The sequence below is a fragment of the Bradyrhizobium sp. LVM 105 genome, assembly GCF_003957705.1.
GTDB lineage: Bacteria > Pseudomonadota > Alphaproteobacteria > Rhizobiales > Xanthobacteraceae > Bradyrhizobium > Bradyrhizobium frederickii.
On the sequence record NZ_QZMV01000002.1, the window covers coordinates 365,293 to 391,891 of the forward strand.

Annotated in this window: 27 protein-coding genes; 12 read left to right on the forward strand and 15 right to left on the reverse strand. The window is 66.1% G+C overall.

Going from position 1 to position 26,599, the window contains the following annotated elements:
- Positions 1-34 precede the first annotated feature (34 nt).
- The 7 genes from D6B98_RS07030 to D6B98_RS07065 all read right to left on the reverse strand — a co-directional run bounded on the left by D6B98_RS07030 (position 35) and on the right by D6B98_RS07065 (position 7,135).
- Positions 35-427, reverse strand: coding sequence for a FixH family protein (locus D6B98_RS07030; protein WP_126256201.1), 393 nt, complete (start codon positions 425-427; stop codon positions 35-37).
- Between the two features lie 102 nt (positions 428-529).
- A complete protein-coding gene (locus D6B98_RS07035; protein WP_126256202.1) occupies positions 530-895 on the reverse strand; it encodes a hypothetical protein in 366 nt (121 codons plus the stop codon).
- 212 nt (positions 896-1,107) lie between these two features.
- Complete coding sequence (locus tag D6B98_RS07040; RefSeq protein ID WP_126256203.1) at positions 1,108-1,872, reverse strand: hypothetical protein; 765 nt, start codon at positions 1,870-1,872, stop codon at positions 1,108-1,110.
- A gap of 196 nt (positions 1,873-2,068) precedes the next feature.
- On the reverse strand, positions 2,069-2,512 hold the full coding sequence (locus D6B98_RS07050) for a hypothetical protein (RefSeq protein ID WP_126256205.1): 444 nt from the start codon (positions 2,510-2,512) through the stop codon (positions 2,069-2,071).
- Positions 2,513-2,538: 26 nt separating this feature from the next.
- Entirely contained in the window at positions 2,539-5,916 is a 3,378-nt protein-coding gene (locus D6B98_RS07055; protein ID WP_245481288.1) for a CHAT domain-containing protein, read from the reverse strand.
- Between the two features lie 252 nt (positions 5,917-6,168).
- Entirely contained in the window at positions 6,169-6,930 is a 762-nt protein-coding gene (locus tag D6B98_RS07060) for a hypothetical protein (protein WP_126256208.1), read from the reverse strand.
- Between the two features lie 16 nt (positions 6,931-6,946).
- Positions 6,947-7,135, reverse strand: a complete 189-nt coding sequence (locus tag D6B98_RS07065; protein WP_126256209.1) for a hypothetical protein — start codon at positions 7,133-7,135, stop codon at positions 6,947-6,949.
- Between the two features lie 254 nt (positions 7,136-7,389).
- Here D6B98_RS07065 and D6B98_RS07070 point away from each other — a divergent pair, with 254 nt between their 5' ends.
- The gene (locus tag D6B98_RS07070; protein ID WP_126256211.1) at positions 7,390-8,367 is read left to right on the forward strand and encodes a DUF2336 domain-containing protein; all 978 of its coding nucleotides are present in this window, start codon (positions 7,390-7,392) and stop codon (positions 8,365-8,367) included.
- A 151-nt stretch (positions 8,368-8,518) separates the two neighbouring features.
- On the opposite strand, the gene D6B98_RS07075 is transcribed toward D6B98_RS07070, so the two are convergent.
- The 4 genes from D6B98_RS07075 to D6B98_RS07090 form a co-directional block, all read right to left on the reverse strand.
- Complete coding sequence (locus D6B98_RS07075) at positions 8,519-8,863, reverse strand: DUF1491 family protein (protein WP_126256213.1); 345 nt, start codon at positions 8,861-8,863, stop codon at positions 8,519-8,521.
- Between the two features lie 53 nt (positions 8,864-8,916).
- Complete coding sequence (locus D6B98_RS07080; protein WP_164718449.1) at positions 8,917-9,132, reverse strand: hypothetical protein; 216 nt, start codon at positions 9,130-9,132, stop codon at positions 8,917-8,919.
- A gap of 144 nt (positions 9,133-9,276) precedes the next feature.
- Positions 9,277-9,981, reverse strand: a complete 705-nt coding sequence (locus D6B98_RS07085) for a peptidoglycan-binding domain-containing protein (protein ID WP_126256216.1) — start codon at positions 9,979-9,981, stop codon at positions 9,277-9,279.
- Positions 9,974-11,854 (reverse strand): sensor histidine kinase, encoded by a 1,881-nt coding sequence (locus D6B98_RS07090; RefSeq protein WP_164718450.1) that lies wholly within the window; start codon positions 11,852-11,854, stop codon positions 9,974-9,976. The genes D6B98_RS07085 and D6B98_RS07090 overlap by 8 nt, the downstream gene beginning before the upstream one ends.
- A gap of 410 nt (positions 11,855-12,264) precedes the next feature.
- Here D6B98_RS07090 and D6B98_RS07095 point away from each other — a divergent pair, with 410 nt between their 5' ends.
- Together D6B98_RS07095 and D6B98_RS07100 are read left to right on the forward strand one after the other, a co-directional pair.
- On the forward strand, positions 12,265-12,705 hold the full coding sequence (locus tag D6B98_RS07095; RefSeq protein WP_126256220.1) for a DUF5330 domain-containing protein: 441 nt from the start codon (positions 12,265-12,267) through the stop codon (positions 12,703-12,705).
- A 68-nt stretch (positions 12,706-12,773) separates the two neighbouring features.
- Positions 12,774-13,202: a SufE family protein gene (locus D6B98_RS07100; protein WP_126256222.1), complete on the forward strand. Its 429-nt coding sequence runs from the start codon at positions 12,774-12,776 to the stop codon at positions 13,200-13,202.
- A 113-nt stretch (positions 13,203-13,315) separates the two neighbouring features.
- On the opposite strand, the gene D6B98_RS07105 is transcribed toward D6B98_RS07100, so the two are convergent.
- Entirely contained in the window at positions 13,316-13,735 is a 420-nt protein-coding gene (locus tag D6B98_RS07105; protein WP_126256224.1) for a Ros/MucR family transcriptional regulator, read from the reverse strand.
- Between the two features lie 133 nt (positions 13,736-13,868).
- Positions 13,869-14,732 (reverse strand): DUF308 domain-containing protein, encoded by an 864-nt coding sequence (locus D6B98_RS07110; RefSeq protein WP_126256226.1) that lies wholly within the window; start codon positions 14,730-14,732, stop codon positions 13,869-13,871.
- Positions 14,733-15,042: 310 nt separating this feature from the next.
- Here D6B98_RS07110 and D6B98_RS07115 point away from each other — a divergent pair, with 310 nt between their 5' ends.
- Both D6B98_RS07115 and D6B98_RS07120 read left to right on the forward strand, forming a co-directional pair.
- Positions 15,043-16,692, forward strand: coding sequence for a glycosyltransferase family 39 protein (locus D6B98_RS07115; RefSeq protein WP_126256228.1), 1,650 nt, complete (start codon positions 15,043-15,045; stop codon positions 16,690-16,692).
- Positions 16,693-16,849: 157 nt separating this feature from the next.
- Positions 16,850-17,629: a class II aldolase/adducin family protein gene (locus tag D6B98_RS07120; protein WP_126256230.1), complete on the forward strand. Its 780-nt coding sequence runs from the start codon at positions 16,850-16,852 to the stop codon at positions 17,627-17,629.
- Positions 17,630-17,845: 216 nt separating this feature from the next.
- Here the strand turns inward: D6B98_RS07120 and D6B98_RS07125 are convergent, their stop codons facing one another.
- Entirely contained in the window at positions 17,846-19,240 is a 1,395-nt protein-coding gene (locus D6B98_RS07125; protein WP_126256232.1) for a M20/M25/M40 family metallo-hydrolase, read from the reverse strand.
- Between the two features lie 227 nt (positions 19,241-19,467).
- On the reverse strand, positions 19,468-21,090 hold the full coding sequence (locus D6B98_RS07130) for a helicase HerA-like domain-containing protein (RefSeq protein ID WP_126256234.1): 1,623 nt from the start codon (positions 21,088-21,090) through the stop codon (positions 19,468-19,470).
- 349 nt (positions 21,091-21,439) lie between these two features.
- On the opposite strand from D6B98_RS07130, the gene D6B98_RS07135 reads away from it, so the two are divergent.
- From D6B98_RS07135 to D6B98_RS07165, 7 genes are all read left to right on the forward strand, one after another.
- Positions 21,440-21,805: a DUF2267 domain-containing protein gene (locus D6B98_RS07135; RefSeq protein ID WP_126256236.1), complete on the forward strand. Its 366-nt coding sequence runs from the start codon at positions 21,440-21,442 to the stop codon at positions 21,803-21,805.
- 26 nt (positions 21,806-21,831) lie between these two features.
- Complete coding sequence (locus D6B98_RS07140; RefSeq protein ID WP_097662917.1) at positions 21,832-22,239, forward strand: DUF4332 domain-containing protein; 408 nt, start codon at positions 21,832-21,834, stop codon at positions 22,237-22,239.
- Positions 22,240-22,447: 208 nt separating this feature from the next.
- Entirely contained in the window at positions 22,448-23,308 is an 861-nt protein-coding gene (gene folP / locus D6B98_RS07145) for a dihydropteroate synthase (protein ID WP_126256238.1), read from the forward strand.
- Entirely contained in the window at positions 23,305-23,673 is a 369-nt protein-coding gene (gene folB, locus D6B98_RS07150; protein ID WP_126256240.1) for a dihydroneopterin aldolase, read from the forward strand. Before folP ends, folB begins: the two co-directional genes overlap by 4 nt.
- Before the next feature lies 1 nt (position 23,674).
- Positions 23,675-24,166: a 2-amino-4-hydroxy-6-hydroxymethyldihydropteridine diphosphokinase gene (gene folK, locus D6B98_RS07155; protein WP_126256242.1), complete on the forward strand. Its 492-nt coding sequence runs from the start codon at positions 23,675-23,677 to the stop codon at positions 24,164-24,166.
- An 81-nt stretch (positions 24,167-24,247) separates the two neighbouring features.
- Entirely contained in the window at positions 24,248-26,119 is a 1,872-nt protein-coding gene (locus tag D6B98_RS07160) for a methylmalonyl-CoA mutase family protein (protein ID WP_126256244.1), read from the forward strand.
- Positions 26,116-26,580 carry a GFA family protein gene (locus tag D6B98_RS07165; protein WP_126256245.1) on the forward strand — a complete coding sequence of 155 codons (465 nt, stop codon included), beginning with the start codon at positions 26,116-26,118 and terminating at the stop codon, positions 26,578-26,580. Before D6B98_RS07160 ends, D6B98_RS07165 begins: the two co-directional genes overlap by 4 nt.
- The last annotated feature ends 19 nt before the right edge of the window (positions 26,581-26,599 follow it).

A 26,599-nucleotide genomic window follows, 5' to 3' on the forward strand; every position in this document is an offset into this window, starting at 1 on the left:
AGAAGTCCGGACGCCGCGGGCGGCGTCCGCACGCTCACTTGGTCGCCGTGACGATCACCTTGCCGGTGACGGTCTCGGGCTCGCCCTGCACCTTGGCCGACAGCGTGACCTGGTAACGGCCGGCCATCGGCAGATCGGTCTTGAAGGCGTAGACGCCCGGCTCCTTCGACGGCAGCGGCGCCACGGCCGATTCCATCTCGGCCATCCCGTCCGGGGCCATGTCGACGCGGGTCTTGAAGATGACGGCGTCCGCCACCGGCTTGCCGGTCTGCTTGTTGGTCAGGCGAACCGAGAGCGTGACGTCGTCGCCCTTCTTCATCTGCGCGTTGACGGGCTCGAAGGCGTAGTCGCCGGCGCCCGCCATGGCGGCGGAAGCGGCAAGCGAAAGGGTGGCGGCGAGAGCCGCTGTGCTGAATTTGGAAAGCATTGTCCTGTCCTCATGATCTGATCTTTCGCCGTGGCGCATGGCGCACACGTCAGTCGTCGACGCGCGCAGGCAATGCCGCTCGCGTCTTGGGGCTGGGCGAGATCAGATTCGAGGAGGCCGGAACGGAGGACTGCCGCCGCGGACGGAGACGACCTGGTCCTCAGGGATGGCGATCGTGCTCGCCGCGACGGCGAAACGGCCGAAGGCGACGGGCCTGACGTCATCGAGCGCAACGAGCCCGCTGACGCAGCAGAAGCCCATCCCGCATTCGTAGTCGCCGGTCTGGGACGGCGTTCCCTTCATGTCGGGACAGCAATCGTCCATCGCCATCTCGACATCGCCGCCCATCTGCATCGCCATCTGCATGTCGTCCGACGACATGGCAAGGCCGGATGCGGACACGCCAGCCGGCAGCATCGCCAGGGACATGGCGATGGCGAATGCCAGGATGGTACGGACGAACCGCATCAAGATCGACTTTACCTTTCGGGCCGCAACGCCTCCTTTCTAACATATCCCGGAGCGGGCGGCGCTTGTTGATCCGGATCAAGCATGCGTGACCAGGGGCCGGCTGTCCAGTTCGCAAGCGGATTCTCGCAGTGCCGCGGCCGCTAAATGCCCTCCACGGCGGCAGCGCTCGCAGTCGCCGCCCGGACCGCGCGCCGAGGTTGAAGGCCAGGCTATCCCAGCAGACCCTTCAGGCCGGCATAGATGGAGCCGACGGCGGTCGCGGCGACGCCGGCCAGCGGGCCGACGGTCTGCATCAGGTCCTGGATCAAGCGGGCGCGGCGGCGCAGTTGCTCCTCGCCGACGTGCTGCCCGAGCAGACGCGCCACGCGGAAGGCGAACGCGTTCGGCTTGCCGCCCTGGGTCAGCACGCGCGGCAGCACCTGGAAGATCACGACGCTGAGGATGTTTCCGGAGACGAAGGCAAGCAGGATGCTGGCGCCATATTCGAACACTTCGCGCCATTCGATCCAGGCTTCCGGCAGGATCGGAACATGATCGTGAATTCCCGTGACCGTCAGCATCGACAGGACGCTGACGGCTGCCGAAAGGAACGCCAGCACCAAGGCCGTCAAGGCCGAAACCCGGTGCAGCGGGTAGGCCGCGAATCCGAACAGCAGCGGTATGGCGATGGACGCGATCCGAAGCGGGATCGGCGACAGGTTGAAAGTGATGGTCACGAGCACGTGCGCGATCACCAGAAGAAGGGACGGTATCGCGACGTAGAGAACCGCATGCGTGGTGAAATAGCGCAGCGGATTCCTGTACCGTTCGAGCCGGACATTGATCCGATCGAGATCACGCCTGAGCCTGTCCAGATCGGCGACGATCTCTTCGATCTCGAGCAGGGTCGGACGCACCACGCGCAGGTCGCGCGAGCAGTGCTTGCACGCAATGGCTTCGTCCTTGATCGTCTCGGCGCAGAACGGACATTCCATCGCTAACGCGAATGCCTCCGCCTCATGAAGGCCTCGGCTTCGTCTCTGGCCCGTTTCAGCTCGTCGCGGAGCTCCTGGCGCTTGCGCAGGAGATCGTCACGCTCCGCAATCAGCGTCGCGGGAACGGCGATGTCGCGCCCGCAGGACGCGCAGACAAGCGCCCCCTCCCCGGTCCCCGCCTGGCAATAGGGACACCTCACTTGGGTGCGACCTTGAGCGTAAAGACGGTCGTGCCCGAACGGCCATCACTGTCCTTGATATCGACGCGCACCATGTATTCGCCGGGCGGCACCTCCGCATCCTGCATGTTGATGCCGTCCGCCTTCACGAAGGGCTTGACCCGCGGGGTGAGGTCCACGTTCGGCGTCCGGAGGAAGATCATCTTGACCGATGCCGGATCGATCTTTGCCCCGCCATAGGACTGGAATTTCAAGACCAGCGGCAGAGGTGAACTCGCGGAATCGCCCGGCGAGACGAACTCGACCTTGGGACCGCGCATGATGCCGCGTTGCTCCACGGCCACCGCGCCTTTCGGAGGCGGCAGCTTGGCTTCCTCCTCCGTGATCAATGGCGTGGCACGCGATGGTCCCGAGAACAACAGAGCTGCGGCAACAACGCCCAGCAAGACATTCCGCTTCATTTTCCGTACACCCCTTCCCCCGTTCGTCAACGCAGACCGCCATCGCCGATGATCGTGTACGGCGCCCAGAACAGCGGATGCGCATAGGCAAACTCGGTCTTGCCCTCGCTGCTGAGATAGCCGGGGCCATCGACGAGGGCCATCGCCGCCTGGCGCAGCGCCTCGCTGCGCGACAGTTTCGGATCGTCGGCCTGCCGCTTGAACAGATCCGTCACCAATTGCCGCGCCGATTGCGAATGCACCGACCAGTTCGTCACCAGCAGCGCGCGCGTCCCGGCGTAGAAGAACGCGCGCCCGAGCCCGGATGCCGCCTCGGCCCCTGCGCCGGCGCCCGCGCCGGTGTTGCAGGCCGACAGGATCACCCAATCCGCATCGAGCTTGAGGCCGAGGATTTCCTCCATGGTCAGGAGGCCGTCGCCGCCTTCGCCCGTCACCGCCGGCGAGGACAAAGCGAGCGCCGGCTGCGTGAGCCCGTTCAGCTCGCCGGGGACGAGACCGTGGGTGGCAAAGGCCAGGATCTTGAAGCCGGACAGAGTCATGGTCTTCACCGCGCTCTCGGTGGCGTTCTTGCCGAGGAACAGCACCTTCGAGGGATCGGCCTGCAGCGCCAGCGCGATCGATTTCAGCTCGTCCGCGGTATCGGGAAGCCGGGGCAGCAAACCGAGCTCGGCGCTGTCGACGCCGTCCAGCTTCGGACTGTTGCGCCGCTTCAGCGGGCCACCGCGCGTGACATTGCCGCCGGCGTCGGCGACCTGGATCTTCTCCCCGGCGCCGTCCGCCTCGGCCTGCTGATCCCTGTTGAAATAGGGATCGCCGAAGGCGACGAGGTCGCCGCGGCCGGGCTTGCCCGGCGGCAATTGCCGGAGCGTGCGCAACGCCGCCGCGGACGGTACCGTCGACACCGCATGGGTTCGCGCCAGCCACGGCACGTTGCGATAGCCGACAAAGAGCGGGTCCTCGTCGGCGGCCACCTGTGCCGGTGCCGTGGGCAACAGGGACAGCGGCAGCAGCCCGAGCGCGCCATTGGTCACGACGATGAGGTTCTTGGCCGGCTTCCATCCGCTCTCGACGGGTCTGAGCAGAAGATCGTAGAGCTCGTAGCCGAGCACGAGGTCGAAGGGCGGAATGTCCGAGATCATCGCCGCCTGCGGCTCGAGGGCTTCGCGCAGCTTGCGGATCTTGCTCTCGATGTCGCCGATCTTGGCAGGCACGGCGGCGAACGCCACCGGTCCCGACTTCGGCACCGCCCAGACGAAGCTGCCGTTCTGGCCGAAATAGAACGACAGCATGGCCTCGTTATCCGCCAGAATGGCGCGGATCTCGGCGACACTCGGCGGCCTGGGCGAGACGAGATCGGCGTAGATCGGGAACTTCTGCTTGATCTCCTGGCGCGCCTTGTCGCGCTGCCCGCGCAACGCCGCGATCGAGGCCTGGATCTGCGCAACGCCCTTCTCGTCCCGTTCCGCCGAAGGCAGGGCGAGCACATTGTTGAGCGTGCCGAGCTGGGCGTTGACCTGCTTGGTCAGATCCTGCTCCTTGCGCACGAGTTCGGCGAGCGCGGGATCCTTGGCCGCCGCACGCGCACTCGACGCCGCCAGCGCCTGCTGGACCGAACGGCCGCGAATGGCGTCGGCGAGGCTGAACGTCTCCTCGCCGACATCCTTGCCGGTGCCTTCGGCCCTGGCAAGCAGCATCAAATAGCTCTCGACGATGGTCTGCAGCCGCTGGCTGCGCGCGGCGACCACCGTCGTATTCTCGTCATCGGCGTTTTCGTTGGCGCCCGCCATCATGATCGGAATGGCGGCCTTGTACTCGCGGATCGCCTCGGCATCGCGCCTTGCGCGCATCAGGCCGACGGCCAGGGTGCCGCGCGCTGCCGCGGCGTCGAAATGATTTTCTCCGACCCGCGCGATCTGCTTCTTGACGAGCTGCTCGGCGGCGGCAATGCCCGCGTCGAGTTGCCCGGAGCTGTACAGCGACATGATGCGAGATGGATTGAGCTCGAACACCTGGCGGCGCTGCGGTTCCCAATTGGCGATCGCCCGGTCGATGCGCGCGAACAGCTCGTTTCCTTCGGCATTCTTGCGCTCGAGCGTCAGGATGCCGGCGAGCTGCGCCAGCAACTGCACCGTCGAATGGGAATCGTCCGGCACGCCGACGGTCCTGTTGATCTCCAGGGCGACACGGCCCAATTGCTCGGCTTCCTCGTAGCGGCCCTGCTCGACGAGAATTCCGGCGAGTCCCATCACGTAGCGCGGCGTCACCGGATTGTACTTGCCGGTATCCTTCAGGCGCGAGAGCAGCGCGCGGCGTGCGTCGACCTCGGCTTCGGCCAGCCGGCCCTGCCGCGCCTTCATGCGAGCCTGGCTGAGCACGAGGTTGTCGATTGCCTGCAGCATGACGGTCTCCGCCGGGGGATTGTCCGAGTCCATCACGCCCTTCATGCCCGCCCGCTTGCGCTGCTCGGACACGCGATAGGCGGCCTCGGCCTCCGCGAACTGCCCGCGCGCTTCGAAGATCAGGGCCCGTGTGGCTTCGAGCTCCCCTTCCCAGTTCTGTCCCAGGCGCGCGTAGGAAGCACGCCAGCCCGGAAGACCGCTGGTGCGCGCTTCCTGGATCACGGCCTGGGTGCGGCGCAGATAGGCTTCTGCCTGGGCGACATCGCCCATCTGGATGAGGTTGGCGGCGATGGACCTGTTGGCGCTCAATTGATAGCCCTTGGCCCCCTGCTGGGTGGCCGTCTCACGCAACAGGCGCTGGATGACCTCGAGCGATCGTTTTGGATCACCGGCTGCGGCGTATTGCATCGAGAGAAGCTGCTGCAGGCGGCCCATCATGTTGGCCTCGACCGCACCACGGCCGACCTCGACGGCCTTGCTGGCGTCGGCGATGGATTCGGCGAGCCGGCCGAGCTGCGCGCGCGCATTGGCGCGGTCGAAATAGAACTGCGCGAGATCCGCGCGGGATTCCTTTCCCGTCGCTGTCGAATCCGCATCCGCCTTCAGCTCCGCGAGCAGTTTCGAGTCGGGCTTTTCGCTGTCGAGGATCGCGGTGATGTCGGCGATGGTGCGGGGCGGCGCGACGAAATCCTTCGGCAGCGCCGTACCGGGTTCGAGCTTGGGTGCCACTTCCTTGGGAAGCTCGACTGCGACGTTGGCGCGGCCATTGGCGGCATTCAGCGCCGCCATCACACAGGCCCTGACCTGAGGCGATGCCTTGGCGCGGCAGGCTTCGAGATTGGCGCCTCCGCCTGCGCGCATGCAGGCCTGCACGATCGGCTTGCCGACGCTCATCCGGCAATTCTCGATCGCCGCCTCCTTGGTCAGCGCGGCGGCCGAGCCGGCCGATCCAAGCAGAATGGCAAGTGCCAGCAGGTGGCGCGGGGAAACATCCAGACGGCTCATGAAAGGACGCGCTGCGTCTAAGCTCATCTCGAAGAACCTTCGGATAAATGACTTTGAAGAAACGAGACAATCCTATCCCCCTGGCCGGGAAGGACAAGCGCTATCAATGCGGTTCCCGGACGCGCTCAAGAGGGGTTCGACGGCCCGTCCGGCGTGAGGGGCCAGGAATTGCGGGGGACAGCCGGGTCCGGCCCGGTCGCGCCGGCAAGCCGCGGCACGATCGCCCGCGTTGACGGGCGGCGGCCCGCGCGCTCAGCCCTTCGAGATGACCGCGCGGCCGTAGGGCGGTTGCGCCTGGACCGGCGGGTTGGCGGTCTGGGCGGCGAGCTCGCCGATCAGGCGGTCGGCATCGGCGGCCATGCCGTCGGGGGCCTGGATCACCAGCCGCTCCAGCGCCCAGCGATAGGACGAGACACGCTGCTCCAGGCATTGCTGCACCCACTGCACGATCAGCGAGTTCTCCTGCATGCGCGCGACCGCATCGTCCCGCTCTCTCGGCGAGAGCGCGGAGACGCGGGCCATGCTGGCATCGCGCTTCCTGTCGAGGTCGATGACTCGGATCGCCGAGGCGAAGAACGGCTCGAAGCGGGTGATGTCGTTGCGCACGTCCTCGATCAGCTGCGCATAGCGCGAGGAGTGCGAGCGGTGCGGCTCGTCGATCAGCGTGCGTCCGTACATGGTGCGGTCGAACACGACCTTCTGCCGCCAGGGCGAGGGCAACGCCTTGTAGTCGCCGAACACGCTCTTCCATGCGGGGCGCGACAGCGGCGGCTCGATCATGGGATAAGCGAGGTCGCGCAGCTGGCGCTCCTCGTCGGTGAGCTGGAATTGCGACGGCCTCAGGCCGACGCTGGACGTGACCTCCGCGCCCAGCCAGCGATGCATGTCGTCGCTGCGCATGTCGGCGCGGGTGCGGCCGAAATCGCCGCCGCTGCACGCGCCGAGCGTGGCGGCGAGCAGCGCGAGCAGGACGGCCGATCTGACGGGCCGGATCTGGCGGACGGTGTCCGGCATTGCATGAAGCCGGATGTCAGCGACGGCGACGACGGCGCCCCGGCGCGGTGCCCTGCTCAGGGTCGCGGTCGCCGCTGGTTTCATCTGCCTCGCGCTCGATACGGATGACGGGAAGGATCAGGATCGTTCCCATGTCCGGGCGCGGAGCGACATCCCCCGACGAGCCCACCCGGCGACCGGCCGGAAATTCAATGATGGTCCCCATGTCAGCTCTCTTCAATTGCCGCGCGACCGAACGCGCCCGTGCAACATGCAATTCATTAAGATCAGCTCATGGTTAACGGGGTGTAAACGTCGGGTTCGGACCGTAGCCGCACGGGCCGGCCGCTGCGTCCCGTTCAGGGACGAGATTGCTCCAAAGCAAGCGGCGGCCTTCACGCCTCGTTTTCCTTAACGAGCCTTTAAAGGAGCCTGCGCTAGGCTGGGGACGAGTATCTTTTCCAGGTCGCGTATCTCTCCATGACCAAGTCGCTGTTTCCCGGATTCGACGGGCTGATGTCCCTCTCCCGTCGCGAAGGCGTCGATGTTCGGCCGACGCTGCTGCGCGTGCTGACCGACCTTTATGTCCAGACGCGCATCCACAGCGACGACGAGCAGCGTCAATTTACCGAGCTTGCGACACGGCTGATCGACCAGGTCGACGATGCGACACGCGCGGCCGTCAAGGCCAAGCTCGCGATCTATCCGCAGACGCCCGTCCCGGTGTTGCAGAAGCTCGGGCTGGTCGCAGCACAGGAAGGCCGCAGGGTTCCGCTCGCCCGCGAGATTCCGGCGCCCGCCCCGCCCCCCTCCCCGGCCCGCCCGCCGAGCGATGCCGAGCGGCGCATGGCCGCCAACATGGCGATGCAGCCGAAGGACGCCGCCGAGATCCACGACATGTTCTTCGGCGCCGGCCCATCGGAGCGCGCGCTGATCCTGCACAACCTGGCGCAGACCCCGCTGAAGGCCGCGCCGCGGATCCCGACCGTGCGTGCCAAGCGCGCGATTCAGATCCTGGAGATGGCGGCGATCGCGGGCGACGTCGAGAGCTTCGCCCTGGAGCTCGGCGACAGCCTGATCCTGCCCTCGCGCGTCGCAGCCCAGATCGTCGACGATGCCGGCGGCGAAGCCCTCGCGGTCGCGGCGCGCGCGCTCGACATGCCGAGCCCGAACTTCCAGCGCATCCTGCTGTTCTTCAAGCCGGAGATCGGCAATTCCGTGAACGAGGTGTACCGGCTGGCGCGGCTCTACGACCGCCTCGGCGATCGCTCGGCGCTGGTAATGCTGGCGGCCTGGCGCGGCTCGACGCTCGCCGTCACCCGCGCCAAGTACCAGCCATCCCTGCACGACGGCGAACGCCAGCGCGCGCGCGCCGGCGCGGCCCAGACGCGGCCGGGCGTACAGCCGGGTGCGATGCCGGCGGTGCGGAAGGGCACCGGCGGGTCGTCGGAGCGGTGATCCCGTTCGCGCGCTGACGCTGAGCGTGGTGGGCGCGGCATCCCTCCGAGTTCGTCATTGCGAGGAGCTCTTGCGACGAAGCAATCCAGAGTCGCTCTGCGGACGGATTCTGGATTGCTTCGCTACGCTCGCAATGACGGCGGGGCTGCAGTCACGTCTTCGCCAGCTCCAGAAAATGCCGTCCGGCGCGATCCTCGGTCTCGACGATCCAAGCGTCCGGATCGAAGCGGATTTCCCTGATCAGCCGTTCCTCGACGGTGTGCTCCGGCAGAGCTTGCGGCGCGACCGGCACGAAGAAGCGATCGACCGGGCGGCCGTCGTCGTAAGAGGTCTGCGGGGCCGGCACGTAGAGCATCGCATGGCCGTTGAGCAGCGACACCTTCACGAACACCGCTCCTGCCTCCTCGGCACCGCGACGGCGCACCGCGCCGAACACGCCTTCGGTCTGGCACCGGCGCAGATAGGCGGCGACCCATATGTTTGATTTCAAACGCATGAGTCGAACGATAGGCCAGTGCGACGCGCGCCGCCAGTGTCAGCGTCCGATTGTTACGCCTTCCCGACGCCTTGCCCTTGCCCGCCATTGATCTGGCGCGCGACGAGGTATGACAGCGGCATTGCGAGCGCAAAGCCGACGGCGACCGCATAGGGGATGTTCCTGATGGAGTCGGCGGCGAAGCCCGGCACCATCAGCACCACAATCAGGCTGACGCCCGCCAGCACCGTACCCAGCATGATCCAGACCAGAACGGAGACCTTGAACATGGCACCCTCTCTTCTTCGTTGAAGATGGGCGATCATGGTCCGCGAAGCCGGCTGCCGTCATTGATCCCAAGCAAATCGCGCCGGCGGGACGCAGCCTCGCGTGAGGCCGCAAGTTGATCCGCGTCAATGACAGCGGGATGCGCTCTATTCGACGGGGTGGCCGATCGCGGCGCCGAGCTCGCGCAGCAGCCGATCGGACAGCTGGCCGGTGACCTGCATCTTGTGCTCGCGCTCGAACTTCTGGATCGCCGCCTGGGTCTCGCCGCTCATCGTGCCCGTGATCTTCAGATTGCCGTAGCCGTATTCGGACAGCGCGCGCTGCACGCCGGCGATACGCCGCGCGGCCGGACTTTGCGGCACGGGAATCGGGGCCGGCGGGCGCATGGCGGACGGCGGCGCCGAGGTCGTCGCCTTGACCAGATTGGTCATGGGATCGTTCGCGCGCGTCGATGCGGTCGCCTCGACGGGTTTCTCCGGCGCCTTCTCGGCGGCGCGCTCGGCAGGTTTGGGCTCGGCGCGGAACTCGGTCGCGCGCGGCTCCAGCGGCGAGGTATCGGCGCCGACGGGGCGCGGACGCGGCAAGGGGTTCGACAGCTGCATCGATGACGGCGCAGGCAGATTGATCACGGTGCCGAACATCGGCGCCGGGTGCCGGCCGGTCTGCAGGAACAGGGCATTGGCAACGATCGCGCCGATCGCAGCGACGGCGACGAGACCGGCCAGCGTGTCCTTGGGGCTGTGCAGCAGAACGCGCATCACGAGGTTGCGCTCGGTCTCGACATCGACAGTCGCGGCCTTGGCACCACGGCGGCGCGGAGCGGCTTCGTCCTTGGCAGACTTCTTAGGCACTTTTCTTCACCAGAGCGGGTTGGTCCTGAGACTGGTCGTGAGCTTGGTCTTGAAGCTCCTGACCTTGAAGTTCCTGGCGCAGCACCGGCGTCAGCGTCGCGATCTTGCTCTCGGCCGGCTTGACTTGCGGCGGCGTGTAGACGAGCGGCAGCCTGACGGTGACGGCGGTGCCCTCACCCAGGCTGCTTTGTACCGTCAATTCGCCGAGATGCAACGCCACGAGGCTCTTCACGATCGACAATCCGAGGCCGGTGCCTTCGTGACGGCGCTGATAGGTCCTGCCCGCCTGGAAGAACGGCGCGCCGATGCGCTTGAGATCGTCGGGCGCGATGCCGACGCCGGTGTCGCTGATGCGCAGCATCAACTGCGAGCCGGTCACCGCGGCGGAAACGGAAACCTGACCGCCGCGCTCGGTGAACTTGATGGCGTTGGCGACGAGATTGAGCACGATCTGCTTGAAGGCCCTGGGATCGCCGGTCATGACGGGCAGGTCGTGCGGCGCGTCGGTGACGAGGTCGACGCCGTTTTCCCGCGCCTTCAGCGCCAGGAGATTGCAGCAATGCAAGAGCGAGGCGCGCGGCGCGAACGGCTCGGACGCGATCTCGAAATTGCCCGATTCCATCTTCGACATGTCCAGGATGCCGTTGACGACCGACAGCAGATGCTGGCCGGAATCGTTGATGAGCTGGGCATATTCCCGGCGCTGGGCCGCGCCCAGCATCAGGGTCTGCTCCTGCGCGATCATCTCGGAGAAGCCGATGATGGCGTTCAACGGCGTCCGCAGCTCGTGACTCATGGTGGCGAGGAAGCGCGTCTTGGTGGCATCGGCCGCTTCGGCGGCGCTGCGCGCCTGCTCGAGCGCCTGCTCGGACAGCTTGTGGTCGGTGACGTCGCGCATCACGGCGACGACGTCGGCCTCACGTGTGACGACTCTATACGGATTATGGCCCGTATCCCCGTCGCGCGGACGGCAGCGCATCTGGACCCAGAGAAAATCGACCTGACCGCGCTCCGAACCGTCAGCCTCGCGCCGCAGCCGGAACTCGACGCTGCGCACCTCGCCGCGCGCGGCATCGGACAGCGCGGTGAGATAGGCCGGGCGATCGGCGACGTGGACGCGGTCGAACAGGCCATGACCGAGCAGTTGCGCCACGGGCACGCCGAGCATGGCCTCCGCCGCCGGCGAGATGAACTGCACCGCGCCGTTGCGCTGATGCCGCGAGATCACATCGCTCATGTTGCGGGCGAGCAGGCGATAGCGCTCCTCTTCGCGCGCAAGCAGCGCCACGCTGGTGCGGGCGAGCGATTCCGCGCCGAAGGCAAGGCCCGCGGCATAGAGCGTCGCCGAGACGACACCGCAGGCCATCAGCACGCCGCGGTCCGCGGCGCTGATGTCTGCGGGCGGCAGCCAGCCGAGCTGACCGAGTAGGATCAGGAGGCCCGCACAGGACAGTGCGAGCAAGGAGGCGAAGGCGGCGACGCGGCGCGAGGCCGACAGCGCGGCTTCGAGCGGAACCACGACCAGCCAGACCGCGGCGAACGATTCGATGCCGCCCGTGGAGCCCGCGACCGCCATGATCAGGCCGGCGAGCGCCAGCGACGACAGCACATGCGCGCCTTCATAGCGTCCGGTGCGCGACAGGAACCAGGACAACAGGATCGGCGCGATCAGCCATGCGAAAGCGGCGACCTCGACCGCGCTCGGTGCGCCCCGCAGGGCCAGATAGACCGGGAATGCGGCGAAGGCACCCAGGCTGCCGAGCAGCCGCGGCGCCATGAAGGCACGGTGGCGCGCTCGCATCAGCGCATCGGAACGCGCGGAGGGATGCAGCAGTGCATCGAGACAATCGCGGATGATACTCAAAACTGTCACGGGTCTCGCGCTTCGGCTCAATCGTCGTAGAAGACGCGCCGGAACGCCTCCTTGTCGTTGAGCCACCGTGTCAGAGCGACCTTAAACGAGTGCTAAGGCGGCGCGGCACGCGACCGGACGCCGGGACATCGCGGGGCTTTTTAGACGATTTGACGACGTCTTCGCTGCGGATGGTGAACACAGGGTTTCACCTTTCCGCTGATGGTTTCGAATTGGTGGATATGCCTGCCGGCAGAATCACGGGCCGCGGCGTCAATCGAAAATTTACGACGCCGTCGATCCCGAAGAATTTTGCGTCAATTTTCCGCGAATTAAGCTCAAGGCAATGACTTGCGATTTATCGAGAGTTGCTAGGTCGAAACGCGCGCGGACCATCGCCGCGGACGGGATCTATCATACAGGTCGATAAGATGCGTTTTCTGCTCCGCATCACATTCTGGCTCGGGCTGGTGCTGGTGCTCCTGCCACGGGACAAGACGCCCGAATCGGACAAGCTGCCGCAGATCGGCGCTGCCGACGCGGTTCAGGCTGCGACCGCGGCCGTCTCCGACATGACCCAGTTCTGCAAGCGCCAGCCGGCGGCCTGCGAGGTCGGCGGACAGGCCGCGACCATCATCGGCCAGCGCGCCCAGGACGGCGCGCGCAAGATCTACCAGATCATCAACGACAAGAAAGAGCAGATCAGCAACGACAAGAACGAGAAGACCGACAAGAACGACAAGAAGGCCCCCGACCACACCGGCTCGATCGCGATGGCCGGCGAAGGCGATGCCGCCTCGAGCGAAGCGCCGCGCGACACCCTGAGCCAGGACGACCTCGCGCTGGAATGGCGCGGCCCGCCGGCGAATTAGCGTCAAACCCTATCGATTTCGGCGCCTCGCATCCCTATATTGGCGGGAAGCGGGAACTTTGGGCCAGCATGACGACGATCGACGAAATCAGGGACAATTTCGAGCTTCTGGACGAGTGGGACGACCGCTACCGGTACGTCATCGAGCTGGGCCGAACCCTGGAACCGATGCCGGAGGCCGAGCACTCCGCCGAGAACAAGGTGAACGGCTGCGTCAGCCAGGTCTGGCTCCAGAAGCTGGTCGACTGCAGCAAGGGTGTTCCGATCCTGAGGTATCGCGGCGATAGCGACGCGCATATCGTGCGCGGGCTGGTCGCGATCGTGCTGTCGCTCTATTCGGGCCGCACGCCGCAGGAGATTCTGGCGACCGACGCCATCGCCGTGTTCGACGAGTTCGGCTTTCGCGATCACCTGACGCCGCAACGCTCCAACGGCCTGCGCTCGATGGTCGAGCGCATCAAGAGAGACGCGAAAGCGGCGCTCGCGGAAGCGACGTAAGAGGCTTCGTAGGGTGGGTTAGGCGAAGCCGTAACCCACCGCTTCTCTATCCGCAGAAGCAGAAGTGGTGGGTTACGCTGCGCTAACCCACCCTACGAGAGCAGTGACCCGCACTACTTCCCTTTCTTCCGCTGCTGCTGTCCCAAGCCCATCTGCTTCGCCAGCTGCGAGCGCGCCACCGCATAGTTGGGCGCGACCATGGGATAGTCGGCCGGCAGGCCCCATTTCTCGCGGTATTGCTCCGGCGTCATGTTGTACTGGGTGCGCAGATGGCGCTTCAGCGACTTGAACCGCTTGCCGTCTTCCAGGCAGACCAGATAATCGGGCGCGATCGACCTCTTCAGCGAGACCGCCGGCTTGGCCGGTTCGAGCGGGGCGGTCTCGGCGCGGCCGGACGACACCCGCACCAGGGCGCCATGCACCTGGCTGATCAGGTTCGGAATCTCCGCAGCCGGCGTCGGGTTGTTGCTGAGATAGGCCGACACGATATTCGCCGTCAGCTCGATGAAATTCTTCGCCCCCGCGTCCGACATCGGCCCACCCTCTCTCCACCTTGCGCCCCACGGGATAGACGACGCCGGACTATTCCCTGTCAACAATGCGTTGGGCCGAAACAGGTCGATGACTGACGAGGTGACAACAACGGCGGCGCTGACCTCAGCCGCCTCAGCCGCGCTGGTCGAGATGGGAACGGAGCTCGTCGATGGAGGCAAAGCGCATCATGCCCTCCGGCATCTGCGCTTCGATCGAGCCGTCGGAATAGAGCGAATAGGCCATGCCGTCGACGATTCCGGACTTGAGCACGGTCACGGGCGGCTGCTCGGGCGCGGCCGGCGGCTCGGGTGCGGGCGGCGGCGGGGGAGCGGCTTCCGCAGAGGGCGAGCGCGGCGGCGGCCGGCGCGAGCCGACCGGCGGCTCCGGCGGGCGCATGCGCTCCGGCTTCGGCCAGGCGTCGTCGAAACTGGCAGGCGGAGCGTCCTGCGCCGCGGGCGCTGCGGGTGCTTCGTGAGGCGGCGGCGCCCCCTCGGTCGTCTTCGCCTCCGCGCGCTCGCGCTCCTTGCGCGAGCTCGAGGCGAACAACAGGTTACGCCGGCGCGGCGCTTCCGGAGCCGCCGGCGGCGTCGGGGCTTCCGGCTCCGGCGGCGTCTCGAGGCGCGGACGTTCGCGCGCGGCGGCTTCGCTCTGCCACGGCGGCGGGCCTGCGGGCGGTGGCGGCGGTGATGCCGACTCGGTCCTTGCCGCCGAGACAGGCAGCGGCTCGGGCGCACCGGCGCCTGATGCTGCCAGGCCCGGCAGCACGGGCCTGACCCGCACCTCGGACGGCGCACCGGCCAGCCGGCGAGCGATGCCCCGCAGCTCCGTGACCACGGCATAGAGGCCGACCAGTAACAGTCCGGAGCAGACGGCGATCGTGCCCGCGATTATGAGGGGACTGCCGAGGCTGAACTCCCTGACGGAGAAGCCAAACAGGATCGAAAGGAGGCCCGCCACGACGGCGAAAATCCCCGCGATCAACAATGCCAAGGTCATCGAACTCACCCCCGGCCGCACACATCCACACGCGACCCGTCACGCCACGATATCGTCATACGCCGGTCCGCGCCAACGGCCAATTACAACCCGCGTTCCTAATGGGAAGGAAATCAGGGACTTATTCACATTCCCTTCAGACAGGGCTCGCTACTGCTAGGCTGCTCTGAAATCGGGAATTGCTGCGGCGCATCAGGATTTTAGCCATAATGCCCAATTACTTGGTAATGGAACTGCGCTATAGGGAGTCCGGGGTTGAGGCCCGCGCGCACCAGCAGGGCCAAGAGGGGATTCCGGGGCACCGATAGCCATGACATCCATCACGACTTCGGCGATCGACACGCCTCAACGGCGCTCGGTCGAACGGACTTGCGACGATCTCGCCATGCTGGTGCTGGCTGTGGTCGCCGTCATTGCAGGCTTGACCTTCCGCGATTACGGCCTCGGCTGGGACGATTACACCCATGCTGAATATGCCGACCTGCTGCTGCGCATGTTCGGTTCCGGCTTCAAGGACATTGCGGCGCTCTCCTTCGCCAATCTCTACATGTATGGCGGCGGCTTCGACATGGTCGCGGCCCTCCTGCACAAAATCATTCCGCTCGAATTGTTCGAGACGCGACGTCTGGTCGGCGCCGTCGTCGGCGTGATCGGGCTCGCGGTGACGTGGCGGCTCGGCCGCCGCATCGGCGGCCCGCTTGCCGGTCTTGCCGCACTCCTGCTGCTCGCTTTGTGCCCGATCTTCTACGGCCACATGTTCATGAACCCGAAGGACGCGCCCTTCGCGGTGGCCATGATCATCCTGATGCTGGGCCTCGTCCGGCTCGCCGAGGAATATCCGCAGCCCTCGCCGCGCACGATCCTGATCGTCGGGCTCGGCGCCGGTCTTTCGCTCGGCTGCCGCGTTCTCGGCGGGCTCGCCCTGGTCTACGCCTTGCTCGGCTTCATCCCGCTGTTGCTGGAGGAACTGCGCAGCGAGGGCCTGCGCGAGTCGGTTCGCCGCTTCGCCCATGTCGTCTATGTGCTGCTGCCCGGCCTCGTATTCGGCTATCTCGTGATGGGCCTGATCTGGCCGTGGTCGATCATGGAGCCCGGCAATCCCCTCCAGGCCCTGACCTACTTCTCGCACTTCTTCGAGAAGCCGTGGAAGGAGATGTTCGACGGCGCGATCGTGTCGGTGCCCGACATGCCGTGGTCCTATCTGCCGACGCTGTTCGCGCTCCAGCTGCCCGAGGTGATGCTGGTCTTGATGGCCGGCGCCGTGTTCAGCACCTTCGCCATGCTGGCGCGAGGCGAAGTGCCGGCGCGGCGCAAGCCCATCATGCTGATGCTGACGCTGGCTGCGACCCTGCCGCTTGTGATCGCGATGGTGAAGCGGCCGGCGCTGTACAACGGCATCCGCCATTTCGTGTTCGTGATTCCGCCGATGGCGGTGCTCGCCGGCGTCGCCTTCGCCCGGGCGATGGAGCGCCTGCGCGCCAATCACCGCACCTGGCAGCCCGTCGTGCTCGCCACCTTCTGCTTCGGCCTCGCGTTGCCGCTCGCCGAGATGATCCGGCTGCATCCCTATCAATACACGCACTTCAACCACATCGCCGGCACCGTGCGCGGCGCCGACAGCCGCTTCATGCTGGACTATTGGGGCCTCGCGCTGAAGCAGGCCTCCGACGGATTGCGCGAGCAGATCGTCGAGCGCCAGGAGGTGCCGCCTGCGAACCGCAAATGGAAGGTCGCGGTGTGCGGTCCGCAGCGCCCGGCGCAGGTCGCCCTCGGCCCCGACTTCACCATTGGCTGGGATTCCAACGCGGCCGATTTCGCCATGACGCTCAGCGAGTTCTACTGCAAGGGCCTCACCGCGCCGGTGATGGTCGAGATCAAGCGCGACGATGTGGTGTTCGCCCGCGTCTACGACATCCGCGGCCGCAGCATCTCCAGCCTGCTGTCGATCCCGGCGCCCTGATGATTTTCTCCCGTAGCGCTTCCGCCTTCGCTCTTCGAGCTACGGCGGACAAGCATGCGGGCTACGCTTGACTGCCGCGCTGCTGACGCGCCTTGCCGCCACTCACCACCAGGGCTACGCTCCCTCCCCGCAACAACGATGTTCGGAGAGATGAGCCATGTCGCCAGCGGAAGTGCGCCTGAAGGAAATGCCGTCGAACATGACGGAGGCCGAATGGCAGCAACGGGTCAATCTCGCCGCCTGCTATCGTCTGGTCGCGCTGTACGGCTGGGACGATCTGGTCGACACCCACATCTCCGCGCGCGTGCCCGGCCCCGATCATCACTTCCTCATCAACCCCTACGGGCTGATGTTCGAGGAGATCACGGCCTCGAGCCTCGTCAAGGTCGATTTGCACGGCAACCAGCTCTCCGAGAGCGAATACAGCATCAACCCGGCGGGCTTCACCATTCATTCGGCGATCCACGAGGTCCGCGAGGACGCGATCTGCGTGCTGCACCTCCACACGCTCGACGGCACCGCGGTGTCGAGCAGCGCAGAAGGCCTGTTGCCGCTGAACCAGACCGCTCAGCTCGTCACCCACGACCTCGCCTATCACGACTACGAAGGCATCGCACTGGACCACGACGAGCGGCCGCGGCTGCAGAAGGATCTCGGCGACCACAATCACATGCTGCTGCGCAATCACGGCACGCTGACGGTCGGCCGCTCGGTCGCCTCCGCCTTCGAGCGCATGTACCACCTCGAGCGCGCCTGCTCGATGCAGGTGCGCACGCGCGCGCTCGGCACGCCGGTCTATCCGGTCGAGGAGACTGCGATCGAGAAGAACAGCGAGCTGCTCGCCAACCGCGATCGCGCCGAGCTGCGCGCCACCAACCTGGTGTGGCCGCCGCTGCTGCGCAAGCTCGACCGCGAGCTTCCGGGCTATCGGTCTTGAGATTTTCACGAATTTGAGGTAGTCTTTTCGCCGAACTACCTCTGCACGTTCTGGAATGAAACGCCGCCCAATCCCGGGCGGCGTTTTTGTTGGCCAGATCTCGTAGGGTGGGCAAAGCGCAGCGTGCCCACGTCTTCTCTCTTGGAATCACTGAGAGGTGGTGGGCACGCTACGCTTTGCCCACCCTACGGCACTACCGCACTACGGCACCCGCGCCTATTTCACCTCCGCCAGTGCCGCCAGGATGCGGGCCCAGGAGCGGATGCCTTTCTGGAAACTGCGCAGGTCGTACTTCTCGTTCGGCGAGTGGATGTTGTCGTCATCGAGGCCGAAGCCGACCAGCAGCGAGTCGAGGCCGAGCGTGCGCTTGAAGTCGGCGACGATCGGGATCGAGGCGCCGGAGCCCATCAGCACGGTCTCCTTGCCCCATTCGTCCGTGAGCGCCTTGCTGGCGGCGGCGAGCGGCTTCATGTTCCAGTCGAGTGCGACGGCGGGTGCGGCGGAATGGTCGCCGAACTCGACCTTGCAGTCGCCCGGAAGCCGTGCGGTGACGTAATCGCGGAAGGCTTTGCGGATCTTTTGCGGGTCCTGCCCTTCGACCAGGCGGAACGAGACCTTGGCCGAGGCATGCGAGGGGATCACCGTCTTGGAGCCCTCGCCGATATAGCCGCCCCAGATGCCGTTGACGTCGCAGGTCGGGCGCGACGAAGCCTGCTCGATCAGAAGGCGCCCCTTCTCGCCGGCAGGGATCGACAGGCCGATCGGCTTCAGGAACATCTCAGGCGTCAGGTTGAGCTTCTTCCATTGCGCGAAGATGTCGGGCGGCAGATCCCTCACCCCGTCATAGAAGCCGGGAATGGTGATGCGGTTGTCGTCGTCGAACAGGCCGCCCAGAATTTTCGTGAGCACCCGGATCGGGTTCATCGCGCTGCCGCCGAACACGCCGGAATGCAGGTCGCGATTGGCGGCGGTGATCTTCAGCTCTTCATAGAGCAGGCCGCGCAGCGAGGTCGTGATCGCCGGCGTGTTGCGGTCCCACATGCCGGTGTCGCAGACCAGCACGTAGTCGGCCTTGAACTCGTCCTTGTTGGCCTCGATGAAGGGCACGAAATTCTTCGAGCCGACCTCCTCCTCGCCTTCGATCAGGAAGGTGACGTCGATCGGCAGCGAGCCCGTCACCTTTTTCCAGGCGCGGCAGGCTTCGACGAAGGTCATCACCTGGCCCTTGTCGTCCTCGGCGCCGCGCGCAACGATGATCTTGCGGCCGTCGGCGTGGTCGGTCACCACAGGCTCGAACGGCGGGCGGTGCCAGAGATCGAGCGGATCGACCGGCTGCACATCGTAATGGCCGTAAAAGATCACGTGCGGCCGCCCGCCGGCCCCGGTCTTGCCGACGATGGCGGGATGGCCCGCGGTCGGCCTCACCTCGGTGGCGACACCGAGGCTCGCAATGTCCTTGGCGAGATGCTCCGCCGCCGCCTTGCAATCGCCGGCAAAGGCCGGCTCCGCGGAGATCGACTTGATCCGGAGCAGCGCGAACAGACGCTCCAGGCTGTTGTCGAAGTCCTTGTCGATGTGGTCGAGCACGGATTGAAGCTGCGCATTGGCCATGGTCGTGTTCCTGATTGCCGGTGTCGAGACGTCTAACGCTTTTAACGCCGCGGCCGCGGCGGTGCCAGCCACGTCACGACATCGCAACCCCGCCGACGGCGCGCCTCTGGAAGGATGCGCATAGCGGGCTGCCTACACCGCGATGAGACTGAATTGTCATCGCGCTTCAGGTTGTTGTTTGCGCATGATCTTTCGGAAAACCGCTTCGCACTTTTCCGGATCATGCTCTAGCGCCGCAGCAATCCGCCGAGCGCGCCGCGAACCAGCGTGCGGCCGATCGAGCCGCCGAGCTGGCCGCCGAGCGATTTGCCGATATTGGCGGCCATCCCGCCGATCACCTGGTTGGTGACCGATCGCGTCACATCGCGCGCGATGACCTGGCCCGTCGACATCCGGCCGCGCTTGACGTTGGTGCCGAACACGGTGCCGACGATCGAGCCGAGCTGACCGAGAATGCCGCCGCCGCTCGCGCCAGCCGGGCCGTCGGCCGTCGCCGCCGTGCCGGCGATGCGCTTCTGGATCATCTCGTAAGCGGATTCTTCGTCGACGGCCGTGTCGTATTTGCCCTTCACCGGGCTTGCAGCCATGATCGCCTTGCGCTCGTCCGGCGTGATCGATCCGATGCGGGCCGACGGCGGACGGATCATCACCCGCTCCACCATGGCCGGCGTGCCATTGCCCTCGAGGAAGGACACCAGCGCCTCGCCCTTGCCGAGCTCCGTGATCACCTTGGCCGTGTCGAGCTTCGGATTGGGCCGGAAGGTCTGGGCCGCAGCCGCGACCGCCTTCTGGTCGCGCGGGGTGAAGGCACGCAGCGCGTGCTGCACCCGGTTACCCAGCTGTCCGAGCACACGGTCCGGCACGTCGATCGGGTTCTGTGTCACGAAGTAGACGCCGATGCCCTTGGAGCGGATCAGGCGGACCACCTGCTCGATCTTGTCCAACAGCGCCTTGGGCGCGTCATTGAACAAGAGATGCGCCTCGTCGAAGAAGAACACCAGCTTCGGCTTGGGCAGATCGCCGGCCTCGGGCAGCTCTTCGAACAGCTCCGACAACATCCACAACAGGAAGGTTGCGTAAAGCCTGGGGCTCTGCAGCAGCTTGTCGGCAACCAGAATATTGACCATGCCGCGGCCGTCGCGGTCGGTCTTCATGAAGTCCTGCAGCGCCAGCGCGGGCTCGCCGAAGAATTTGGTGCCGCCCTGGTTCTCCAGCACCAGGAGCTGGCGCTGGATGGTGCCGACGGTGGCCTTGGTGACGTTACCGAACCCCTGCGCGGCCTTGCGGATGGCGGCGAGCGGATTCTCCTCCGCGTCCGCCGCCTTCTTCCCGCCATCAGGCACGATGGCGTCGAGCAGCGCGCGCAGATCCTTCATATCGATGAGGGTCAGTCCGGCGTCGTCGGCGACGCGGAAGGCGACGTTGAGCACGCCTTCCTGCACGTCGTTCAGATCGAGCATACGCGCGAGCAGAAGCGGCCCCATTTCCGTGACGGTCGCGCGCACCGGGTGGCCCTGCTCGCCGAACACGTCCCAGAACACGGTCGAGAACTGGTCGGGCTGGAAATTCAGACCCATTCCGGAGGCGCGCTTGAGGATGAAGTCCGCGGGCACGCCGACCTCCGAGATGCCGGAGAGGTCGCCCTTGATGTCGGCGGCGAAGACCGGAACACCCGCGCGCGCAAATCCTTCCGCCATCACCTGCAGCGTCACGGTCTTGCCGGTTCCGGTTGCACCGGTGACGAGGCCGTGGCGATTGGCGAGCGCCAGCGTCAGCCAGGCCTGCTCGTCTCCCTTGCCGACGAAGATCTTGTCGTCGGTATCGCCGAGCTTGCTGTCCTGTGCGGTCATTCTTCTCTCTGATCTCTTCTTGCCGGGTTTCACGTATCGAAACTCGAATGCACCAGTTCCGTAGTTTAGCGCATGTCGCGCGCCGATTAAAACCGTTCAACGCAGTCGAAGCATGCGACATTGCCGGAAACAGACGGACAACATCAGCCGAAAGTAGGGGCGAGCCGTTCGCAACGCGGCAATTTTTCGCCGATTCCATCTCCGCTCTTGCACCGCTGCAACACTTTTCGCGCCTTCGAAGATGAATCGCTCCGACGCCCGCGTTCATCGCTTGAATTTCACATCACACCGGCTCAAGATCATTTTCGAAGAAATACTCCGGCATGCAACCGGCTGAGGGGCGGACCTTATGGACGAACTGATCGGGCGGCTGGCGACAAACGCCAGCATAGATAGTGCTGTCGCTGAAAAGACCGTCGGCATCATCCTGGGCTTCCTCCGCAGCGAGGGTCCTCCCGATAGCGTACAGGCCCTGATTGATCAGATTCCCGGAGCGGAAGCCGCGATCGAGGCATCCCGCAGCAGCGGCGGACTGTCGCGGCTGATGGGCGGCGGCCTGATGGCGGTCGGCTCGCGCCTGATGGGCCTGGGGCTCGGCATGTCCGAAATTCAAAACGTCGCCCGTGAACTTTTCCGCTACGGTCGAGACAAAATCGGAGCAGATCAGATGGGCAGGATCGTTGCGGGGACGCCGGGCCTCAGCCAGTTCGCCTGAAGCTTCGGCATTTCATATCGAGCATCATGACATATCCGATCTCCGAGATTGAGGGCCTGTCGGTCTTTGCCGCCAACAAGTTGAAGGCGCAGGGCATCCGCACCACCGACGCGCTGCTCGAGGCGGCCGGCACGGTGAAGGGCCGCAAGGCGCTTTCCGCCAAGACCGGCATCAGCGAGCAGCTGCTGCTGGAATGGGCCAACGTGTCCGACTACATGCGCATCCCCGGCATGGGCCGGGCCAAGGTCGGCCTGGTCCGCGCCGCCGGCGTCACCACCGTGCGCGAGCTCGCCTACAGGAATCCGGCAAGGCTCGCCCAGAGCATGCGCGACGCCAACGAGAAGAAGAAGCTGCTGCGCATCCTGCCTTCCGAGAAGTCGGTCGGCGACATCATCGCCAAGGCGAAGAAGCTGCAGCCGAAGATCACGTATTAGCTTCGCGTTCGGTCTCATGTCCCGGACGCGCTGCAACGCCCTTGGCGTTGCGGCGCAGAGCCGGGACCCATACCGCGCAAACTGCTCTCGGCAACATAGGCCCGCCCCGGCTCTGCAGCGCACCGCTGAAGAAGCGCTGCGCTGCGTCCGGGGCACGAGGCAACGTCTCCGCTTGAACTCCCTCTCCCCGCCCGCTAAAGCCACCCGCATGAATGCCTCGCCCTCCCCATCCGTCCCGCCGGCCGGCTCGGCCGGGCCAGATGTGCTGCGGACGCTGCTGGAACGGCCGATCCCGGCGGTGATGGGCGTGCTCAACGTCACCCCGGACTCCTTCTCCGACGGCGGCGAGTTCGTCGCGCCCGAGCAGGCGCTCGCACGCGCGCGGGCGATGATCGAGGCCGGCGTCGACATCATCGACATCGGGGCCGAGTCCACCCGGCCCTACAAGGGGGCCCGGCCGGTCACGGCGGAGGATGAGCTCGCCCGGCTGAAGCCGGTGCTGGCCGGGGTCGTAGCCCTCGGCGTGCCGGTCTCGATCGACAGCATGAAGGCCGAGGTGGTGGCTTTCGCGCTCGACCAGGGCGCGGCGATCGCCAACGACGTCTGGGGCCTGCAGCGCGACGCCGCCATGGCCCCGCTGGTGGCCGCAAGGGGCGTGCCCGTCATCGTCATGCACAACCGCGACGATGCCGATCCGGCCATCGACATCATCACGGACATGAAGACGTTCTTCCTGCGCTCGCTCGACATCGCCGCAAAGGCCGGCATCGCGCGCGACAAGATCGTGCTCGATCCCGGCATCGGCTTCGGCAAGACCGCCGAGCAGAGCATGACCGCGCTGGCGCGCTTGCGCGAATTCGAGATGTTCGGCCTGCCGATCCTGGTCGGCGCCTCGCGCAAGCGCTTCATCGCCTCGGTGTCGCCGTCCGAGCCGAAGGAGCGGCTGGCCGGCTCGATCGCCGCGCATCTGATCGCCGCGCAGCGCGGCGCCAGGATCATCCGGACCCATGACGTCGCCGAGACCTTGCAGGCGCTGCGGGTGGCGAACGCAATCGAGGGCAAGCAATGACCGACACGATCTTCGTCACCGGGCTGTCGATCCACGCCCGCCACGGCGTGATGGATCACGAGACCGAGGTCGGCCAGCGCTTCGTCATCGATCTCGAACTCTATACCGACCTGTCGGAGCCTTCGCGCAGCGACCGGCTCGCCGATACGGTGTCCTACGCCGAGGTGGTGGCGACGACGACGTCGGCCTTCAAGAACACCAATTACAAGCTGCTCGAGCGCGCGGCGGGCGCGGTGGCCGACGCCATCCTGTCGCACTTCCCGCGCATCCGCGCCGTGAAGGTCACCGTGCACAAGCCGCATGCGCCAATCGCCGCGATCTTCGACGACGTCGGCATCGTGCTGACGCGCTCGCGGCATCCCTGAGATGGCGAGCGTGCTGATCGCGCTCGGCGGCAATGTCGGCGATGTCCGCGCGACGTTCCGCAAGGCGATCGCCCAAATCTGCGGCATGGCGCAAGGCGCATTGATCGCGCGCTCTTCGGACTATGCCACACCGCCCTGGGGCGATGAGGATCAGGCTGCCTTCATCAATGCCTGCATCGAGATCGAGACCGACCTCGATCCGCACGCGCTCTTGTTCGTGCTGCAGAGGGTCGAGCAGAAATTCGGCCGCATGCGGCAGAAGGATCGGCGCTGGGGTCCCCGCACGCTCGATCTCGACATGATCGCCTATGACGAATTGTCCTTGCAGAAGCCTGACCTGACCTTGCCGCATCCGCGCCTGTTCGAGCGCGCTTTCGTGCTGGTGCCGCTGGCCGAAATCGCGCCCGATCGCGTGATCTCGGGCATTCGCGTGCGCGACGGGCTCGCCAGCGTCTCGACGCAAGGCATTGAGCGGCTTCCGGATACCGGTTAACCAAAAACAACCGTTTGCAGGGACGGTCCGCCGTGGCAATTTCGCCTGCGCATAACGATACGTTCGGGAGCCCCTCGCCGCATGACCTCCGTGACTGACGACCTGCCGCTGGCGGCGGATTTTCCCAAGGCGACGGTCGAGGACTGGCGCAAGCTGGTCGACGGCGTGCTGAAGGGCGCGCCGTTCGAGAAGCTGGTCGGCAAGACCTATGACGGCATCAAGATTGATCCGCTCTATCCGCGCGCCAAAGGCGTTGCGCCCGTGGTGGGGCGGCCGGCCGCAGCGCCCTGGCAAGTCATCCAGCGGATCGACCATCCCGATGCGGCGCTCGCGAATGCGCAGGCGTTGCAGGATCTGGAGAACGGCGCGACCGGGCTCGCGCTGGTGTTCGCCGGCGCCAATGGCGCGCACGGTTTCGGGCTGGAACCTGCAGCCGACGCGGTGGCAAAGGTCCTGAAGGATATTCATCTCGACGCCGGAATCGGCCTCGAGCTCGAGATCGGTCCGCAATCGCGGATGGCGGCGATCCACGTCGCGGAATATGTAAAGGGCAAGGGCCTCGATCCCGCCGCCTGCAACATCCGCTTCGGTCTCGATCCGCTCGCGGCCGGCGCGGTGTGGGGGCACAGCCCCTATACCTGGGACGAAATCGCACCCGCGATCACCGGAGCCATCAAGGGGCTCGCCGGGCTCGGCTTCAAGGGGCCGTTCACCTCCGCCGACGGACGCGTGATCCACGATGCCGGCGGCTCCGAGGTGCAGGAGCTCGGCTTCGTGCTCGCCTGCGGCGTCGCTTATCTGCGCGCGATCGAAGGCGCCGGCATTCCCCTCGAGCAGGCGCAGGGCCTGGTCTATGCGCGGCTTTCCGCCGATGCGGACCAGTTCCTGACCATGGCCAAATTCCGCGCGCTGCGGCTGTTGTGGGCGCGGATCGAAACAGCGTGCGGGCTCGCGCCGAAACCATTGTTCATCGCCGCCGATACGGCCTGGCGCATGCTGACGCAGCGCGACCCCTATGTGAACATGCTGCGCGCGACCGTCGCGACGTTTGCCGCCGGGCTCGCCGGCGCCAACGCGATCGCGGTGCTGCCGCATACGCTGGCGCTCGGCCTGCCCGATCCGTTCGCGCGGCGCGTGGCGCGCAACACGCAGCTCCTGCTGCTGGAAGAAAGCAACCTCGCCAAGGTCAGCGATCCCGCGGCAGGCAGCGGCGGCATCGAGACGCTGACCGCGCAGCTTTGCGAGGCCGCCTGGGCGCTGTTCCAGGAGAGCGAAAAGGCCGGCGGCGCCTTTGCCGCGCTTCAGCAAGGCCTGTTTCAGAGCAAGGTCGCGGCCGCACGAAAGGCGCGTGACGCCAACATCGCAAAGCGCCGTGACGTCCTGACCGGCGCCAGCGAGTTTCCAAACCTGCGCGAGAGCGAAGCCACCGTGCTGAAGGCGACGTCGATCGCGCTGGCACCGTACGGCGAGCAGAAATACAAGTTCGATCCGCTGCCGCCGATCCGGCTCGCGGAGCCGTTCGAGGCGCTGCGCGACAAGTCGGATGCCGTGCTGAAGGCACGCGGCGCGCGGCCAAAGGTGTTCCTGGCCAATCTCGGCACGCCCGCCGATTTCACGGCGCGCGCGACCTTCGCGAAGAGCTTCTTCGAGGCCGGCGGCATCGAGGCCCTGGACAGCGAAGGCTTTGCCGATCCGGCCAAGCTGGTTGCCGCCTTCAAGGCCTCCGGCGCCGAGCTCGCCTGCCTCTGTTCCAGCGACAAGGTCTATGCCGATCGTGCGGAACCTGCCGCGAAGGCCCTGCAAACGGCGGGCGCCCGACATATCTATCTGGCGGGCCGCCCGACCGATGCCGAGGCGGCGCTGCGGGCCGCCGGCGTCACGGGTTTTGTCTTCGCCGGAGGCGATGCGCTTGCCACGCTGCAAGACGCCTATCGACGGATGGAGCAGCCATGACCGACACCAGCAAACCCGTTCTCACCGGCGGTTGCCAATGTGGCGCCGTGCGCTTTGCTGTCATGACGGCGCCGACCAAGGTCTCGATCTGCCACTGCCGCATGTGCCAGAAGGCCGCCGGTGCGCCATTCGCCTCCTTTGCCGACATCAACAAGACCGACTTTGCCTGGACCAGGGGACAGCCCTCGTTCTTCCGCTCCTCCACCATCGCCGAGCGCGGCTTTTGCGCCGCCTGCGGCACGCCGCTGAGCTTCGGCCGCATCGACGGCGACCGCATCGAGATCATGACCGGCGCATTCGACCGCCCCGACCGCGTGATCCCGACGCGGCAGTTCGGCACCGAATCCCGCCTCGGCTGGGTGGTCGGCATCGCCAATTTGCCGAGCCAGACCACGCAGCAGAATTACGGACCGGAGAAGATGGCGACCATCGTCAGCCATCAGCATCCGGATCATGATTGAGCGTCTATGATATGGTTGA